We start from the raw sequence: 15,456 nt of genomic DNA on the forward strand, positions 1-15,456 counted from the left end.
AACAGTACTCATATTTGCTATTTTTTGGCCACGGCACCCTGAGACGGGTGCCCCGGAGCTCCCCGTAGGGGAGCTCCGGGCTTCATAGGGGCACGAATAGCCCGCTCCGACCTGCGAAATCTGTACTCGCGATGCGAATAACGCCCCTAACCTTAAACTTTAGCTTGAACTTAGCTATAATGCGCTACGTTCCTGCCAGGCTGTGGTTGCGGACGGACGAAATGCCCGTCCTAGTCCAAGACAGACGCGGTCAAAGGGATCCACGTAAGCGACCGCGTGCGCGCGGCGCGATCATGGCGCGTCCTAGATGTAAGCCGCACCGTCCGTTCTACTTTCTTTGGGGCAATACCGCCTCGCGGGCGAGCGGGCCAGTCGTGAAGGTGGCTGCGGCCTCCCGAGCAAACACCCCGGTGCGCAAGTGTGGGGTCAAATACCAGGTCAGCTGGTGGGAACAATCTGATATTCCGCGCGACGCACGGATCGTATACGACACAGAAGGCAGGGTAGTGGACATGGTGAGGGGCAGCTTGATGCACGCGGCTCGGTTAGGTGCTGGGACCGCAGCGGTCATCGCCGTTTTGGGCCTGAGCGGATGCGCGTTCAACCCGCTGTCTACGTTCACGACTCCCACGATCGACCAGATCGAGTACGAGACCGTCACGCCCACGGTGTCGGATGATGCGCTGGTCACTCCCGGTACCCTGACGGTTGCCCTCGATACCTCCGATGCGCCGCAGGCCATGCAGGGCGCCGACGGCGAGCTCACGGGGTATGCAGTCGACGCTGCCCGCGCCCTCGCAAGCCGCATGGGCCTTAAGGTCGCCTTTGTCGATGCGTCCTCGGCAGGTTCCGCGCTCGGCGACAAAAAGGCCGATATCTTTATCGGCGAGATCAACTCCACGGACGGGGACGTTAGCTCACTCGGCACCTGCCTGTACGATGCCGCTTCCGTGTTCGGTAGAACCAGCGATGGTGGGTCGCTAAACGTTTCCACCGATACCCTTAACACGTCTACTCTGGGTGTCCAGATGTCCTCGGCCTCGCAGGAGGCGCTTGCTAAGCAGAGCATCACCGCCAACCAAAAGACCTACCCCAACATCAACGAGTGCTTTGAGGCGCTCGAGTCCGGCGAAGTCGACTATGTGATCTGCGACTCCACGGCCGGCGGCTACCTTGCACGCCTGATGAGCGAGATCTCCTATGTCGGTGCGCTCGAGGCGCCCTCGACGCTTGGTGTTGCGGGCCTCTCGTCCAATGACGAACTGTGCCGTGCCGTGAGCGATGCCCTCGACGGCATCACGGTCGACGGTACGCTCGAGGCAGTCCACTGCGTCTGGTATGGCACGATGCCCTACGACCTCACCACTAAGACAGTATCTGGTGTCAACCTTCAGTCGTCTGGCTCCGCATCCTCCGGCAGCGAGTCCTCCGATTCCAACAATGAGACCGCATCCTCCGAAGACAAATCGTCCAGCCAGGAAGACACCATCACCGACGACGACATTAACAAGCTTAATAGCTAGTTATTGCTAGGGGTGGCGTCTCCTATGCGCTAGGAGAGACGTCTCTTCACGGTTTCAACACGCACTGCCGGGCTTCCCCAATAGAGGAGCCCGGCTTTTTCATCTCTATAAAACCAGCAGGTCAAAGCCAATTTTCGGGACCAAATACAAAGTAGCCGGCTCCCTCCTATAGCGCACTTTGCCACAGAAAAGTGCGAGACTTCGGTATGCGGTATCAAGCAATCGTTATTCGGGTCTTTGGGAATCCGCGTGATTAAATGCACGGCAATGGGTACATAGCCAGTACAGTAAGTCCCCGAGGCAGATTGGAGCCACGTATGGATATCAAGGTTTCTGGACGCAAGACGACGGTAACCGATGCTCTGCGTGCGCATGTGGATGAGAAGATCGGCGAGGCGCTCAAGGTTTTCGATATCGAGCCCATGACGGTCGACGTTGTACTTCGCTATGAGAAGAACCCCTCGAACCCCAACCCGGCAATCGTCGAGGTTACGGTTCGCGCCCGCGGTTCGGTGATTCGCGTTGCCGAGCATGGTGCAGATATGTACGCCGCCATCGACCTCTCCGCCGATAAGGTCACCCGCCAGCTGCGTAAGTTCAAGACCAAGGTCGTGGACAACCGCCAGGGCGGTGCCAGCGCCGCGGATGTCGCGCCGGTCGAGCGCGTCGAGGATCTGGCCGACCTGCTGCTGCCCGAGGAGGAGGACGACCTGCTCGTCCGCGAGAAGGTTATCGACGTCACCCCGATGACTGAGGAGCAGGCGCTGGTGCAGACCGATCTGCTGGGCCACGACTTCTACGTGTTCGAGAACGCGACGACCGGTCTCATCAATGTGGTGTATCACCGTAAGAATGGTGGATATGGCATCATCAAGCCCCGCATCGAAACACTTGACGAGTAAAATACGTTAACTTGCATGAGTTAACGGTTGGCGGCCATCCCATGCGGGTGGCCGCCTTTTTACGTAAGGAGTCGCTTTGATGGACAAGGCCGCATCCGCCGGTCATTCGGACCGTTGCCGCATCGTCGTCGATACCTGCTGCGACTTTAGCCCCGAGGTCGCCGCGAACCTCGATGTCGATATCTTGGGTTTCCCCTTCATTATCGATGGCGAGGAGCGCACGGATGACATCTGGTCGAGCATCACACCCAAGGAGTTCTACGACCGCATGCGCGCCGGTGCCCGCGTGTCCACCTCGGCTGTGTCGCTCGGTCGCTATATCGAGTTCTTTACCGAGTGCGCCAAAGAGGGCACGCCCACGGTCTACCTGTGCTTTACCTCGGCGCTGTCGTCGAGCTACAACTCCGCGTGCCAGGCGGCGGACACCGTGTGCGCCGAGTATCCCAACTTTGAGCTGTACGTGGTCGACAACGCCCTGCCCTGCGCGACCGGCGAGCTCTTGGCGCTCGAGGCCGTGCGCCAGCGCTCGGCGGGACTGACCGCTAAGCAGCTGGTCGACTGGGCAAACGAGGCCAAGACCTACGTGCACGGCTACTTTACGCTCGAGAGCTTCGACGCGCTGGCTGCCGGCGGCCGCATTCCGCCCGCGGCGGCACAGCTCACGGCAAAGCTCGACGTCAAACCCGAGCTGTCCTACGACCTGGCCGGCTCGCTGTCGCTGATCGGCGTCAACCGCGGTCGCAAGAAGGCGCTCAAGTCCATTCTCAAGTCGTTCCGCGAGAACTATGTGCCCGATCGCACCATGCCCATCGCCATTATGACGGCCGATGCCGAAAAGGACGGCGACTGGCTCGAGGCCGCCATCCGCAAGGAGGAAGGCTGCGCCGACGTGACCATCATCCGCAGCTCTGTGGGTCCCACCATTGGCTCGCACGTGGGCCCCGGCATGGTGGCCTGCGCGTTTTGGGGTAAGAACCGCGCCGACAAGGCGTCGCTTTCCGACCGCATCGCCCGCCGCGTGCGCGGTCAGTAGGCAAGTAACGCGGCCGTAATCGATCCCAACTCACAGCCCAAACGCTGGCACCGAGTATTCAACCTGGTAACAACACCCAACCCAAAAGGAAAGGTTTCATGGCAAACAAGCTCTCCGTCGCATTTATCGGCACCGGAATCATGGGTGCCCCCATTGCCGGCCACATCCTGGATGCCGGCTATCCCGTCACGGTCAACAACCGCACCAAGTCCAAGGCCGCCGCGCTCATCGAGCGCGGTGCCGTTTGGGCCGATACGCCGGCAGATGCCGCGGCGAACGCCGACGTCGTCTTTACCATGGTGGGTTATCCCTCCGAGGTCGAGGAGCTCTACCTGGCGGGCGACGGCCTGCTCGCGTGCACTAAGCCCGGCGCGGTCTTGATCGACCTCACCACGAGCTCGCCCGAGTTGGCGCGCGACATTGCCGAGGCCGCCCAGGTTTCCGGCCGCATGGCGTTTGACTGCCCCGTCACCGGCGGCGAGTCGGGCGCTATCGCCGGCACGCTCACGGCTATCGTGGGCGCTACCGAAAACGACATCGCCCCGGTCCGCGACATCCTTTCCACCTTTGCGGCAAATATTTGCTGCTTCGATGGCGCTGGCAAGGGTCAGGCTGCCAAGCTTGCCAACCAGGTGTCGCTGGGCGCCTGCATGGTCGGTATGGCCGATGCGCTGGCCTTTGCCGAGCTGAGCGGCCTTGATCTGGAGAAGACCCGTCAGATGATCCTGGGCGGCACCGGTAAGTCCGGTGCCATGGAGAGCCTGGCGCCCAAGGCGCTCGACGGCGACTACAAGCCCGGCTTTATGGTCGAGCACTTCATCAAGGACCTGCGCTTGGCGCTCGCCTATGCCGACGACCGCGAGCTCGCGCTGCCCGGCGCCGACGTCGCCTTTACGCTCTACGACATGCTCGACGCCATCGGTGGCGCCAAGCTGGGCACCCAGGCCATCACGGTTCTCTACAAGGAGGAGGCCGACGCCATCGCCGCCGGTCTGGACTGGTCGCAGTATCGCCCCGAGGAGCATGGCGCTCACGAGGAAGGTTGCGGTTGCGGCGAGCACGGCGAGGACCATGAGTGCGGTTGTGGCCATCACCACGGCGAGGACCACGAGTGCTGCGGCGGCCACGGCCATGACGACGGCCACGAGTGCTGCTGCGGCCACCATCACGGGGAGTAGCGCCCATGAGCTGGACGTTCGTGGTGCTTGCGCTGGTGCTCTTTCTCTTTGCGATTTACATCGGCTTTTTGTGCGGCCAGTGGGCGTGCGAAAAGCGCGTGATCACCAAGCGCGACTACTGGATTGCCAACTTTGCAGGAGCGGCGGCAGTCGTCCTGCTGACCTGGGTGTTCTCGCTGTTCCCGCTGGTGCAGTTTGCGCCGATCGGCTGGCTCGGTGGCTTTATCGCCGGTCTTAAGATGAGCTTTGGCGAGTCCGTCGGTCCGTGGCGCAAGCACGACGAGGTCTTTAACGTCAACAAGGCTCATCGAGCCGCCGCCGACGCGGGCGACGCCGAGGAGCGCCGCCGTGCGCGTCGCAATGGCGCGGCCGACCGACAGCTCATCTCGGTCACCGATGACAGCAAGGGTGCTGGCAAGCACGCTAAGAAATAGTAAGAAGAGGTAACTATGGCAGAAAACAAAGACGAACAGCTCACCGACGAGGAGCTGGCACAGCTCCAGCTGGCAGAGGAGAACGAGAACGCCGTCGATCGCCTGGTCCAGGAGCTCGGCTGCCCCACGCGCCGCATCCGCCAGTTTGCCGCCCGCGTGCTGCACCTGCTTGCCGAGCGCGATCCGCAGCGCGTCGTGCCCTGCGTGCCCGCGTTGATCGAGGCGCTCGACCGCCCCGAGGCACAGACCCGCTGGGAGGCCCTCGATGCCCTGACGGCGCTCGCCACCACCTGCCCCGAGCAGCTGGGCGATGCCTTTGAGGGCGCCGAGACTGCACTGTTCGACGAGATCTCCTCCACGCTGCGCTATGCCGCCTTCCGCCTGCTGTGCGTGTGGGGTGCCACGAGTGTCGAGCGTTCGCGCGAGGCTTGGCCCATCCTGGACGAGGCCATCCAGTGCTACCACGGCGACCTTGAGTATCGCGACATGCTCGGTTGCCTGTACGAGTTTTGCCAGGGCGAGATCGACGCCGAGGTTGCCGAGAAGCTTGCGCTGCGCCTTAAGTTCGATGCCGAGAACGGTAAGGGCAGCTATCTCAAGGCCCGTTCGAGCGAGATTTGCGAAATGCTTGTTAAACGTTTTGGCCTGGATCTCTCCAAAAAGAAGAAGCGTGCTAGCGTTAAAAAATCTGACGACGCCGAAGACGAGGAGTAACAGATTATGGCGCACGATGTAGTCCTGATTCCCGGTGACGGTATCGGTCCCGAGATTACGCAGGCCATGCGCCGCGTGGTCGAGGCCACCGGTGTCCAGATCAACTGGAACGTCCAGGAGGCCGGCGCCGGCGTCATGGACGAGTTCGGCACGCCGCTGCCCCAGCACGTCCTCGATGCGGTCGAGCAGACCAAGGTTGCCATCAAGGGCCCCATCACCACACCGGTCGGCACGGGTTTCCGCAGCGTCAACGTGGCCCTGCGCAAGCATTTCGACCTGTACGCCTGCGTGCGCCCCTGTCTGTCGCAACCGGGTGACGGCTCGCGTTTCCGCGACGTCGACCTGGTCATCGTGCGCGAGAACACCGAGGATCTCTACGCCGGCATCGAGTTCAATGAGGGCGCTGCCGAGGTCGAGGAGCTCTCGCGACTCGTCGAGCGTTCGGGCCAAAAGACCTTCGCCGCCGATTCCGCCATCTCGATCAAGCCGATCTCTATCGCCAAGAGCCGCCGTATTGTGGAGTACGCCTTTGAGTACGCCCGCCGCTGCGGCCGCAAAAAGGTGACGGCCGTGCACAAGGCCAACATCATGAAGGCGACCGACGGCCTGTTCCTGCGCGTGGCGCGCGAGGTGGCCGCCAACTATCCCGATATCGAGTTCAACGACAAGATTGTCGACGCCACCTGCATGGGCCTGGTCCAGAACCCCATTGACTTCGATGTCCTGGTGCTGCCCAACCTGTACGGCGACATCGTGAGCGACCTGTGCGCCGGCCTGGTGGGCGGTCTGGGCATGGCCCCCGGCTCCAACATCGGTGCCGACTGCGCCATCTTCGAGGCAACGCACGGCTCTGCGCCCGATATCGCTGGCCAGGATATCGCCAACCCCACGGCCGAGATCCTCTCTGCTGCGATGATGCTCGACCACCTTGGCGAGAACGACGCCGCCAATCGCATTCGCGCCGCCGTTTCTGCCACGCTCGACGAGGGCGAGCAGGTTACCGGTGACGTGCGTCGTGCCCAGACCGGCTCCGTTGAGGGCGCTGTGGGCACGCAGGCCTTTGCCGATGCCGTTATCGCGCACCTGGCCTAAGGTATGCACGCTGCAAACGCCTAAATAGTACTTAAGTGTTTGCGTATAACCTAAGAATCAATACGCCCGGCGCCTCGTCGGGCGTATTCTATTGAGGGCTATGTTCCCTAACAAGGAGTAACTGATATGGGTCTGATTCAAAAGAAGGACGAGAAGGACGAGATCGACGGCATCCAGATCATCGAGCGCGGCGAAGGCCCCGACGGTGATGAGGACGAGAAGATCGACCTGGTCGCCGGCACGTCTGCCGAACATATCGCCGCTGGCACGACCGCCGAGGAGGAGGACGCTCGCCTGGAGGCAAAGATCGCCGCGGACGCCGCCGACGAGAACCTCATGCCTGAGGAGCAGGACGAGAACGACGACTCCGACGAAGACGACCACGCTTGTAAGCACAAGAAGACGATGATTGCCGCCTTTGTGGTCGCCATCGTGATCGCTGCCGTGGTCGGCTTCTTTATCGGCAACGGTGGTTTTGGCGGCAAGGGTGTCGGCTCGTCGACCCTGACCGAGGATCAGCTCGATTCGACCGTGGCAAGCTATAGCTACAACGGCAAGAAGAGCGATATCACCGCGCGCGAGGCCATCGAGAGCCAGTACAGCCTCGACACCGTCAAGGATAGCGATGGCAACTACACCGCTCCTTCCGCCGACGTCATCCTGTCCTACGTGCGCAACCAGATTCTGCTGGACGCTGCCGAGGACGAGGGCATTACCGTTTCTTCCAAGGAAATGAAGCAGTACGCCGAGGATTCCATCGGCACCTCCGACTACAAGACCATGGCCACGCAGTACGGCGTGTCCAAGGACCAGGCCAAGCAGATCGTCCGCCAGTCTGCGACGCTGCAGAAGCTCTACAAGAAGAAGGTGGGCGATAGCTCCGCAAGCATGCCGACCGCCCCGACCGAGCCTGCTGACGGCAACGAGGAGACCGCGAGCAAGGACTACGCCGACTACATCATCAACCTTGCCGGCGACGAGTGGGATAGCTCAAAGGGCACCTGGAAGGACGCCGACAGCACCTATGCCAAGGCCTTTGCCGACGATGCCTTTACGGCCGATAGCGCAACCTATAAGCAGGCCATGACCGCCTATTACACTGCTTACCAGCAGTATTCTTCGCAGGCTTCGAGCGCCAGCTCCAAGTGGACCGAGTATGCTAACGGCCTCTACGCCAAGGCCAATATCAGCATCTACGGCCTGTTTGCGTAAGGTTTGCCTGCACTACTGCGCGTTAACCGATCACCTGATTAAGCCCGCTAGAACGGACAACGTTCTAGCGGGCTTTTTTTGTTACCGAAACCACTGGGGTAGGCCTCGCGCCCGCACGAGCGCTTCATCGGGTTTCCCTAATTCATCTGGGAAAACAACTGCAAGCGATTGCAAGTAACCGGTGAACGGTCGAAAACTACCGTTCACCGATAATCTCAAAACTGGTTCTAACTGGTATTAAGTCAAAAAGACCAATTCACATATCTTCACAATGACCTGCAATTTTTCTACACGCTATTTTTAGCCGCCCTGCGTTGTTCAGACACAAAAATAGTTCCGATCTTTTGCCAAAGCATTTCCAAACGGTTTCAAAACCGCAGGTAGAAGTGTTAACGAGCGGTGAACGGTCGATTTTTTACCGTGAGCGGTGCAAAAACGTTTTACTGTATGAATCAACGAAAGCAACCTCTTCTGTGGTGATATAGTGACAACACGTCACGTGGTTACTACCAGTTTAGAAACCACTGGTCTTCAAAGAACGCTTTCTAAGAAGCTTTAAGGGCGAGCGCCCGCTGGCTTTCGAACATCATCGGACTCAGATCGTACACACCTTCGGAAGGGAAATTTGAATGGTTGGCTTTATTCTTACCGGTCATGGACAGTTCGCACCCGGCCTTGCAAGCGCTATCGCTATGGTTGCCGGCGACCAGCCTGCTTTTACCGTCGTTCCTTTTGAGGGCGACCAGGCCGCATCCTACGGTGAGGATCTCCGCGCCGCTATTACTGCCATGCGCGAGGAGTGCGATGGCGTGCTCGTCTTTACCGACCTGCTTGGCGGCACCCCGTTCAACCAGTCGATGATGATTGCCCAGGATGTCGACAACGTCGAGGTTCTGACTGGCACCAACCTTCCCATGGTTATTGAGCTTCTGTTCCTCCGCGGCAATGCCACGCTCGCCGAGCTTGGCGAGCAGGCAGTGACCGTTGGCCAGACGGGCATCACCGCCCAGACGGTCGCTTCTGTTGCCGGCTCCGAGGAAGAGGATATCTTCGGCGACGAGGACGGCATCTAATGGCCGATTTCGGAGCCAGCGTCTTGAGCTCCTCGGTCGCCCTTTTAGGCCTGCTTGTCATCATGGGCTTGATTTACACCATCTGGTCGCAAATCAACATGAAGAAGAAGCAGAAGTACTTCAAGGAGCTGCACACCGAGCTCAAGCCGGGTCAGGAGGTTCTTTTCGCCGGCGGTATCTACGGAACCGTAAAAGGCATCGAAGGCGAAAAGGTCCAGATCAAAGTCCGATCCGGAGCCGTCGTAGACGTTTCGCGTTACGCGATTCAGGAGATCAAGTAACTGTCGTCAGCAAATAACGAAAGGAAGCTGATCAACATGGCAGAACCCAACATTCTTCTTACCCGCATCGATAACCGACTGGTTCATGGTCAGGTTGCCACCCAGTGGAACTCCACTCTGGGCTCCAACCTCATCCTCGTCGCCAACGACGACGTGGCGACCAACACCATGCGCCAGAACCTCATGAAGATGGCCGCTCCCGCCGGCGTCGCTACGCGTTTCTTCTCTCTGCAGAAGACCATCGACGTCATTGGCAAGGCGAGCCCGCGCCAGAAGATCTTCATCGTGGCCGAAACACCGGAAGACGTGCTTACGCTCGTCAAGGGCGGTGTGCCTATAAAGAAGGTAAACATCGGCAACATGCACATGTCGGAAGGAAAGCGCCAAGTCGCCACCTCCGTCGCAGTTAACGACGAGGATGTCGCTGCGTTTAAAGAGCTGCAGGAATTGGGGGTGGAGTTGGAGATCAGGCGCGTTCCGAGCACGCCTGTTGAGGACACGAGCAAGCTCTTCTCGTAATCCTCATGATCCACGTTGTCAGGAATGAAAACCTGACATTCTGTACGTGAAATCCAAAGTGCGTACATACATTTTGAAAGGAGGAGCAAGATGGAATACTCGATCATCCAGGTCGCTCTGGTCTTCATCGTCACGTTCGTCGCGGCAATCGACCAGTTCAACTTCCTCGAGTCTCTCTATCAGCCCATCGTCACCGGCGCCGTCATCGGTCTTATCCTTGGCGACCTCAACACCGGTCTTCTCGTGGGTGGTACTTATCAGCTCATGACGATCGGCAACATGCCGATCGGAGGCGCTCAGCCGCCTAACGCCGTCATCGGCGGCATCATGGCAGCCATTCTCGCTATCGCTACGGGCCTCGAGCCCAACGCGGCAGTCGGCCTTGCCATTCCGTTCGCTCTGCTTGGTCAGCTCGGCGTTACCCTGGTCTTCACGCTTATGTCGCCGCTCATGTCCTCCGCGGACAACATGGCTCACAACGCTGACACCAAGGGTATCGAGCGTCTGAACTACTTCGCCATGGCTCTGCTCGGCCTGATCTTCGCTGTCGTCGTCACCCTGTTCTTCATCGCTGGCGCTACCATCGGTCAGACCATCGCTTCCGCCATCCCGACTTGGCTGCAGACCGGTCTCTCCGCTGCAGGCGGCATGATGCGCTTCGTCGGCTTCGCCGTCCTGCTCAAGGTAATGATGAACCGCGATATGTGGGGCTTCTTCCTCATGGGCTTTGGCCTCGCGCTCATCACCGTTGCCAACGATTCGCTGGCAACCCCTGCTCTGCTCATCCTCGCTCTCATCGGCTTCGGCATCGCTTTCTGGGACTTCCAGCAGCAGACCGAGCTGAAGGGTGCAGCTGTTTCTGACGGAGGTGACTTCGAAGATGGCATCTAATGAGTATGTGATCCCGGAGCACTACGAGGATCTCACTCCTGCTCCGCAGCTCGACCAGAAGACCCTCAACAAGATGGCTTGGCGCTCCTGCTTCCTGCAGGCCTCGTTCAACTACGAGCGTATGCAGGCCGCTGGCTGGCTCTACTCCATCATCCCCGGTCTGGAGAAGATCCACACCAACAAGAACGACCTCGCGGCTTCCATGAGCCACAACCTGGAGTTCTTCAACACCCACCCGTTCCTCGTCACCTTTGTTATGGGCATCGTGCTTTCGCTCGAGCAGAACAAGGTTGACATCCCCACGATCCGCGCCGTCCGCGTCGCCGCAATGGGCCCGCTCGGTGGTATCGGTGACGCCCTGTTCTGGCTGACGCTCGTGCCTATCACGGCCGGCATCACCTCCAACATGGCCATCAACGGCAACGCCGCTGCACCGATCATCTTCCTGGTGATCTTCAATGTCGTCCAGTTCGCTCTGCGCTTCTGGCTCATGAACTGGTCCTACAAGCTTGGCACCAGCGCTATTGACGCTCTGACTGCCAACATGCAGGCCTTCACGCGTGCCGCTTCCATCATGGGCGTCTTCGTCGTCGGTTGCCTGGTCGTCACCATGGGTGGCACCCAGATCAACCTCCAGATCCCCAACGGCACCACCCGTGGCCTCTCCGCTACTACCGTGATCGTCTCCGAGAAGGAGGCCGAGAACTTCACCGGTATGGAGGGCATCGATACCGAGACCGCTGAGGCCGGTACCATCGCCATGACCGATGAGGACGGCAACGCCCTCACCGCCTCCGATGCCGACGGCAACGCTGTCGAGTGCGGCGTCACCGATCTGGGCAACGGCATGGAGTCCGTTACCTACGGCACCGTTACCGAGGATCCGGTCAACTTCTCTGTTGCCGACACCCTCAACACCATCGTGCCGAAGCTCGTCCCGCTTATGCTTACGCTGCTGCTTTACTACATGTTCGCTAAGCACAGCTGGACCCCGACCAAGGGCATTCTGCTGCTCTTCGTCCTCGGCATCCTGGGCGCTGGCCCGCTTGGTCTCTGGCCGAGCATCTGGTAAGGCTCTAGCTTGAGGGGTGTGTCCCTACGCGGCTCACACCCCGACCCCTTAAGCCATGTGTATGTTAAAAGCCGCGTGCTCGAAAGAGCGCGCGGCTTTTGTTTTCTTGTTGATTTGGGTGTGGCAGACAGATAATGCTAAACACCCAAGGTAGTAGCCGAGTTTGAGAAAATGGGAGGATAGGATGGCGATCGGAGCGCGTAAGCAACCGCTGTACGATCAGCTGGTCGATATTCTGACCGAAAAGATTGACCATGAATATCGCGCCGGTGACATGATTCCTTCCGAGCGCGAACTATCGGAGCGCTATGGTCTCTCGCGCACTACGGTACGCCTGGCTCTGCAGGAACTGGAGCGTTTAGGATTGGTGGTTCGGCAGCACGGTCGCGGTACCTTTGTGACCGACCGTTCGGCAAAGGCAACCAATCTTATGCAGTCCTACAGCTTTACCGAGCAGATGCGCGCGATGGGTCGCGACCCCGAGACCACGATTCTCGAGTTTTGCGAGATGGAGGCCGATAAGAATCTGGCCGAGCATATGGGATTGCGTATCGGCGATCGCATTTTTAAGCTCAAGCGCCTTCGATCTGCCGACAACATGCCCATGATGGTCGAACGCAGCTATCTACCGGTTCGTCAATTTATGTCCCTAAAGCGACCGCTGCTGGAGCGTAAGCCGCTTTACGATGTGATTGAGCAAGACTTTCAGCAAAAAATACGCGTGGCCGAAGAGGAGTTCTATGCGAGCATAGCCCGTCCCACCGATGCCCACCTTTTGGAAATCGTCGAGGGCTCGCCTGTGCTCGATTTGGTTAGGACTACGTATAACGAGTCAAACGAGGTTGTGGAGTATACGCTCTCGGTTGCTCGTGCCGATCAGTTTAAATACAAGGTTTACCACCAGCGTAGCGACTAGTGTTTGCACCGTTTCCATATGATGATTCTTTGTATTTAACTGGTTACTACCAGATAACCAACCGAAGTGTATAATTGCACGTCAGAGGATTACTTCTAGAGAGAGGTATTAGAAATGTTCGAGAAGAGTGTCGAGGAGCTCACCGAGCTCGGCGCCCAGATCACCACGGCCGAGATTGCTCAGCAGCCCGAGCTTTGGCGTGATACGCTCAACATCTATCACGAGAACAAGGAGGCCATCGAGGCCTTTCTGGCCGAGGCTCGCGCTATGGGCGAGGGCCGTCTGTCCGTTGTCTTCACCGGTGCCGGTACGTCCGACTACGTTGGCGATACCTGCGCCCCGTACCTGCGTCACGCTGGCAACACTGATCTCTACGACTTTAAGCCCATCGCTACGACCGACATCGTGAGCGCCCCGCGCGACTTCCTGCGCGCCGAGGATCCCACCCTCGTGGTTTCCTTTGCCCGCTCTGGCAACAGCCCCGAGAGCCTTGCTGCCGTCGCCGTTGCCAAGGAGCTCGTCCACAACGTCAAGTTCCTCAACATCACCTGCGCTCCCGAGGGCAAGCTCGCCGTCGAGTCTGCCGATGATCCCAACGCGCTGACGCTGCTCATTCCGCGCGCCAACGACAAGGGCTTCGCCATGACCGGTTCTTATTCCTGCATGACCCTGCTCTCCACCCTTATTTTCGACACTGCCTCTGACGAGCAGAAGGCCGAGTGGGTCGAGACCATCGCCAAGATGGGCGAGGAGGTCATCGCTCGCGAGTCCGAGGTTGCCGACTACCTCGCTGGCGACTTCAACCGCGTGACCTACTTGGGCTCCGGCTCCTTTGGCGGCCTTGCCCAGGAGAGCCAGCTCAAGATCCTCGAGCTCGCTCACGGTCTGGTCGCTACTTCCTACGACACCTCCATGGGCTATCGTCACGGACCCAAGTCCTTCGTCGACGACAAGACCCTCGTGTTCGTGTTCGTCAACAACGATGCCTACACCCGTCAGTACGATATCGACATCCTCAACGAGATCGGTGGCGACGAGATCGCTCAGCACACCGTTGCCGTTCAGCAGGATGGCGCTACCGTCTACGAGGGCGAGTCCTTCACCTTTAAGGGCTATGAGGCACTCCCCGAGGGTTACCTCGCCCTGCCGTTCGTGATGTTTGCCCAGGCCATCAGCCTGCTCAACTCCGTACGCGTGGGCAACACGCCCGATACGCCGAGCCCCACCGGCACGGTCAACCGCGTGGTTAAGGGCGTGACGATTCACCCCTTCACCGCTTAATCGCGTCCCCCTGTAAGGGCGCCCGTCCGCTCATAACGGCGGGCGGGCGCTTTTTGTTTTACGTGGGCTGGGTATAAGCATCACCACAGTCAACTGCTTTAGAAGCAAGGAGTGCATATGAGCACGTACGCAATTAAGGCTGACAAGTTCTTCTTGCCGGCAGGCCCGCAATTGGGCGGCTATCTTATGGTCGAGGATGGCGTCTTTGGCGCCTGGCAGGCCGACGAGCCCTCTTGCGAGATTAAGGACTACACGGGATCGTGGATCGCACCGGGTATGGTCGACACCCACATCCATGGCTTCTATAACCACTCGACTACCGATAACGATCCCGAGGGCATCGATATCAGCTCGACCGAGCTCGCCCGTCGTGGTACCACCAGCTGGCTGCCCACGACGTTCACCGATGGCGTCGAGCAGATTAAGGACGCCTGCGCCGCCATCGCCCAGGCTGACGAAGGCCGCGGCCCCGACTTCTGCGGTGCTCGCATTCAGGGTATCTACCTGGAGGGCCCCTTCTTTACCATGAAGCACGTGGGCGCGCAGAACCCCGCTTATCTGATCGACCCCTCCGAGGAGGTCTTCGATCAGTGGCAGGAGGCTGCGGGCGGCCGCATCGTTAAGAGCGCCATGGCGGCCGAGCGCGACGGTGCCCCTGCTTATGCGGCTGCTTTGAACGCCAAGGGTGTGGTGACCAGCATCGGTCACTCCGACGCCACCTACGATGAGTGCATCGCCGCCATCAACGCCGGTGCTAGCTGCTTTACGCATACCTATAACGGCCAGCGCGGTCTGCATCACCGTGAGCCCGGTGTCGTGGGTGCTGCCATGTCCACGCCCGAGACCTACGCCGAGATCATCTGTGATGGCAAGCACGTGAACCCTGCCGCCATCAAGGCGCTGCTGCAGGCAAAGGGCTGGCAGCATACGGTGCTCATCACTGACTGCCTGGGCTGCGGCGGCATGCCCGAGGGCAGCTACACCAGTGGCGGCATGGACGTCATCATGAAGGACAACCTGTGCTGGCTCGCCGACGGCAAGAGCATTGCCGGCTCGGTGCTCACGCTTGCCCAGGGTGTCAAGAACATCGTCGACTGGGGCATCGCCAGCGCCGATATCGCCATTCGCATGGCAACCGAGGTGCCGGCGCGCTCCGCGCACATCGAGGATAAGTGCGGCAGCATTATGCCGGGTCGCGACGCCGACTTTGTCGTGTTCGACCATGAGCTCGCCCTCGTCGAGACCTATGTTGGCGGCCAGAGCGTCGGCAACGCCTTTACCGAGTAACGATAGAAAAAAACGGCGGGCCCGAATCTGCTCGGAACCGCCGTATGG

General features: G+C 59.7%; 16 protein-coding genes. All 16 read left to right on the plus strand.

Annotation, left to right across the window (positions count from 1 at the left end):
* Nucleotides 1-512 precede the first annotated feature (512 nt).
* The 16 genes from AAAX32_RS00320 (at nt 513) to nagA (ending at nt 15,408) form a co-directional block, all read left to right on the plus strand.
* On the plus strand, nt 513-1,523 hold the full coding sequence (locus AAAX32_RS00320) for a transporter substrate-binding domain-containing protein (protein ID WP_349099730.1): 1,011 nt from the start codon (nt 513-515) through the stop codon (nt 1,521-1,523).
* A 317-nt stretch (nt 1,524-1,840) separates the two neighbouring features.
* Nucleotides 1,841-2,425 carry a ribosome-associated translation inhibitor RaiA gene (raiA, locus tag AAAX32_RS00325; RefSeq protein ID WP_035137685.1) on the plus strand — a complete coding sequence of 195 codons (585 nt, stop codon included), beginning with the start codon at nt 1,841-1,843 and terminating at the stop codon, nt 2,423-2,425.
* Nucleotides 2,426-2,504: 79 nt separating this feature from the next.
* The gene (locus AAAX32_RS00330) at nt 2,505-3,458 is read left to right on the plus strand and encodes a DegV family protein (protein WP_349099545.1); all 954 of its coding nucleotides are present in this window, start codon (nt 2,505-2,507) and stop codon (nt 3,456-3,458) included.
* Between the two features lie 98 nt (nt 3,459-3,556).
* Nucleotides 3,557-4,636 carry an NAD(P)-binding domain-containing protein gene (locus AAAX32_RS00335; RefSeq protein ID WP_349099546.1) on the plus strand — a complete coding sequence of 360 codons (1,080 nt, stop codon included), beginning with the start codon at nt 3,557-3,559 and terminating at the stop codon, nt 4,634-4,636.
* Nucleotides 4,637-4,641: 5 nt separating this feature from the next.
* Entirely contained in the window at nt 4,642-5,070 is a 429-nt protein-coding gene (locus AAAX32_RS00340; RefSeq protein WP_055310425.1) for a hypothetical protein, read from the plus strand.
* Between the two features lie 15 nt (nt 5,071-5,085).
* Nucleotides 5,086-5,784: a hypothetical protein gene (locus tag AAAX32_RS00345; protein WP_117564743.1), complete on the plus strand. Its 699-nt coding sequence runs from the start codon at nt 5,086-5,088 to the stop codon at nt 5,782-5,784.
* Between the two features lie 6 nt (nt 5,785-5,790).
* Nucleotides 5,791-6,876 (plus strand): isocitrate/isopropylmalate family dehydrogenase, encoded by a 1,086-nt coding sequence (locus AAAX32_RS00350; RefSeq protein WP_349099547.1) that lies wholly within the window; start codon nt 5,791-5,793, stop codon nt 6,874-6,876.
* Between the two features lie 126 nt (nt 6,877-7,002).
* Complete coding sequence (locus AAAX32_RS00355) at nt 7,003-8,088, plus strand: hypothetical protein (RefSeq protein WP_349099549.1); 1,086 nt, start codon at nt 7,003-7,005, stop codon at nt 8,086-8,088.
* Nucleotides 8,089-8,717: 629 nt separating this feature from the next.
* Nucleotides 8,718-9,161 carry a PTS fructose transporter subunit IIA gene (locus AAAX32_RS00360; RefSeq protein WP_055310428.1) on the plus strand — a complete coding sequence of 148 codons (444 nt, stop codon included), beginning with the start codon at nt 8,718-8,720 and terminating at the stop codon, nt 9,159-9,161.
* Nucleotides 9,161-9,442, plus strand: coding sequence for a preprotein translocase subunit YajC (yajC, locus tag AAAX32_RS00365; RefSeq protein ID WP_117583566.1), 282 nt, complete (start codon nt 9,161-9,163; stop codon nt 9,440-9,442). The genes AAAX32_RS00360 and yajC overlap by 1 nt, the downstream gene beginning before the upstream one ends.
* Nucleotides 9,443-9,478: 36 nt before the next feature.
* The gene (gene agaV / locus AAAX32_RS00370; RefSeq protein WP_117716286.1) at nt 9,479-9,961 is read left to right on the plus strand and encodes a PTS N-acetylgalactosamine transporter subunit IIB; all 483 of its coding nucleotides are present in this window, start codon (nt 9,479-9,481) and stop codon (nt 9,959-9,961) included.
* A 90-nt stretch (nt 9,962-10,051) separates the two neighbouring features.
* Nucleotides 10,052-10,852, plus strand: a complete 801-nt coding sequence (locus AAAX32_RS00375) for a PTS sugar transporter subunit IIC (RefSeq protein WP_089572403.1) — start codon at nt 10,052-10,054, stop codon at nt 10,850-10,852.
* Nucleotides 10,842-11,924, plus strand: a complete 1,083-nt coding sequence (locus AAAX32_RS00380) for a PTS system mannose/fructose/sorbose family transporter subunit IID (RefSeq protein WP_022094609.1) — start codon at nt 10,842-10,844, stop codon at nt 11,922-11,924. Before AAAX32_RS00375 ends, AAAX32_RS00380 begins: the two co-directional genes overlap by 11 nt.
* A 184-nt stretch (nt 11,925-12,108) precedes the next feature.
* Nucleotides 12,109-12,840: a GntR family transcriptional regulator gene (locus AAAX32_RS00385; RefSeq protein ID WP_195246907.1), complete on the plus strand. Its 732-nt coding sequence runs from the start codon at nt 12,109-12,111 to the stop codon at nt 12,838-12,840.
* Between the two features lie 114 nt (nt 12,841-12,954).
* A complete protein-coding gene (agaS, locus tag AAAX32_RS00390; protein WP_349099551.1) occupies nt 12,955-14,121 on the plus strand; it encodes a tagatose-6-phosphate ketose isomerase in 1,167 nt (388 codons plus the stop codon).
* 117 nt (nt 14,122-14,238) lie between these two features.
* A complete protein-coding gene (gene nagA, locus AAAX32_RS00395; RefSeq protein ID WP_349099553.1) occupies nt 14,239-15,408 on the plus strand; it encodes an N-acetylglucosamine-6-phosphate deacetylase in 1,170 nt (389 codons plus the stop codon).
* The last annotated feature ends 48 nt before the right edge of the window (nt 15,409-15,456 follow it).

This window comes from Collinsella sp. CLA-ER-H3 (assembly GCF_040092425.1).
GTDB lineage: Bacteria > Actinomycetota > Coriobacteriia > Coriobacteriales > Coriobacteriaceae > Collinsella.

Excerpts from the sequence above, each read along its gene's own strand:
- AAAX32_RS00320 (WP_349099730.1), top strand. The coding sequence starts at position 513 with ATGGTGAGGGGCAGCTTGATGCACGCGGCTCGGTTAGGTGCTGGGACC.
- raiA (WP_035137685.1), top strand. The coding sequence starts at position 1,841 with ATGGATATCAAGGTTTCTGGACGCAAGACGACGGTAACCGATGCTCTG.
- AAAX32_RS00330 (WP_349099545.1), top strand. The coding sequence starts at position 2,505 with ATGGACAAGGCCGCATCCGCCGGTCATTCGGACCGTTGCCGCATCGTC.
- AAAX32_RS00335 (WP_349099546.1), top strand. The coding sequence starts at position 3,557 with ATGGCAAACAAGCTCTCCGTCGCATTTATCGGCACCGGAATCATGGGT.
- AAAX32_RS00340 (WP_055310425.1), top strand. The coding sequence starts at position 4,642 with ATGAGCTGGACGTTCGTGGTGCTTGCGCTGGTGCTCTTTCTCTTTGCG.
- AAAX32_RS00345 (WP_117564743.1), top strand. The coding sequence starts at position 5,086 with ATGGCAGAAAACAAAGACGAACAGCTCACCGACGAGGAGCTGGCACAG.
- AAAX32_RS00350 (WP_349099547.1), top strand. The coding sequence starts at position 5,791 with ATGGCGCACGATGTAGTCCTGATTCCCGGTGACGGTATCGGTCCCGAG.
- AAAX32_RS00355 (WP_349099549.1), top strand. The coding sequence starts at position 7,003 with ATGGGTCTGATTCAAAAGAAGGACGAGAAGGACGAGATCGACGGCATC.
- AAAX32_RS00360 (WP_055310428.1), top strand. The coding sequence starts at position 8,718 with ATGGTTGGCTTTATTCTTACCGGTCATGGACAGTTCGCACCCGGCCTT.
- yajC (WP_117583566.1), top strand. The coding sequence starts at position 9,161 with ATGGCCGATTTCGGAGCCAGCGTCTTGAGCTCCTCGGTCGCCCTTTTA.
- agaV (WP_117716286.1), top strand. The coding sequence starts at position 9,479 with ATGGCAGAACCCAACATTCTTCTTACCCGCATCGATAACCGACTGGTT.
- AAAX32_RS00375 (WP_089572403.1), top strand. The coding sequence starts at position 10,052 with ATGGAATACTCGATCATCCAGGTCGCTCTGGTCTTCATCGTCACGTTC.
- AAAX32_RS00380 (WP_022094609.1), top strand. The coding sequence starts at position 10,842 with ATGGCATCTAATGAGTATGTGATCCCGGAGCACTACGAGGATCTCACT.
- AAAX32_RS00385 (WP_195246907.1), top strand. The coding sequence starts at position 12,109 with ATGGCGATCGGAGCGCGTAAGCAACCGCTGTACGATCAGCTGGTCGAT.
- agaS (WP_349099551.1), top strand. The coding sequence starts at position 12,955 with ATGTTCGAGAAGAGTGTCGAGGAGCTCACCGAGCTCGGCGCCCAGATC.
- nagA (WP_349099553.1), top strand. The coding sequence starts at position 14,239 with ATGAGCACGTACGCAATTAAGGCTGACAAGTTCTTCTTGCCGGCAGGC.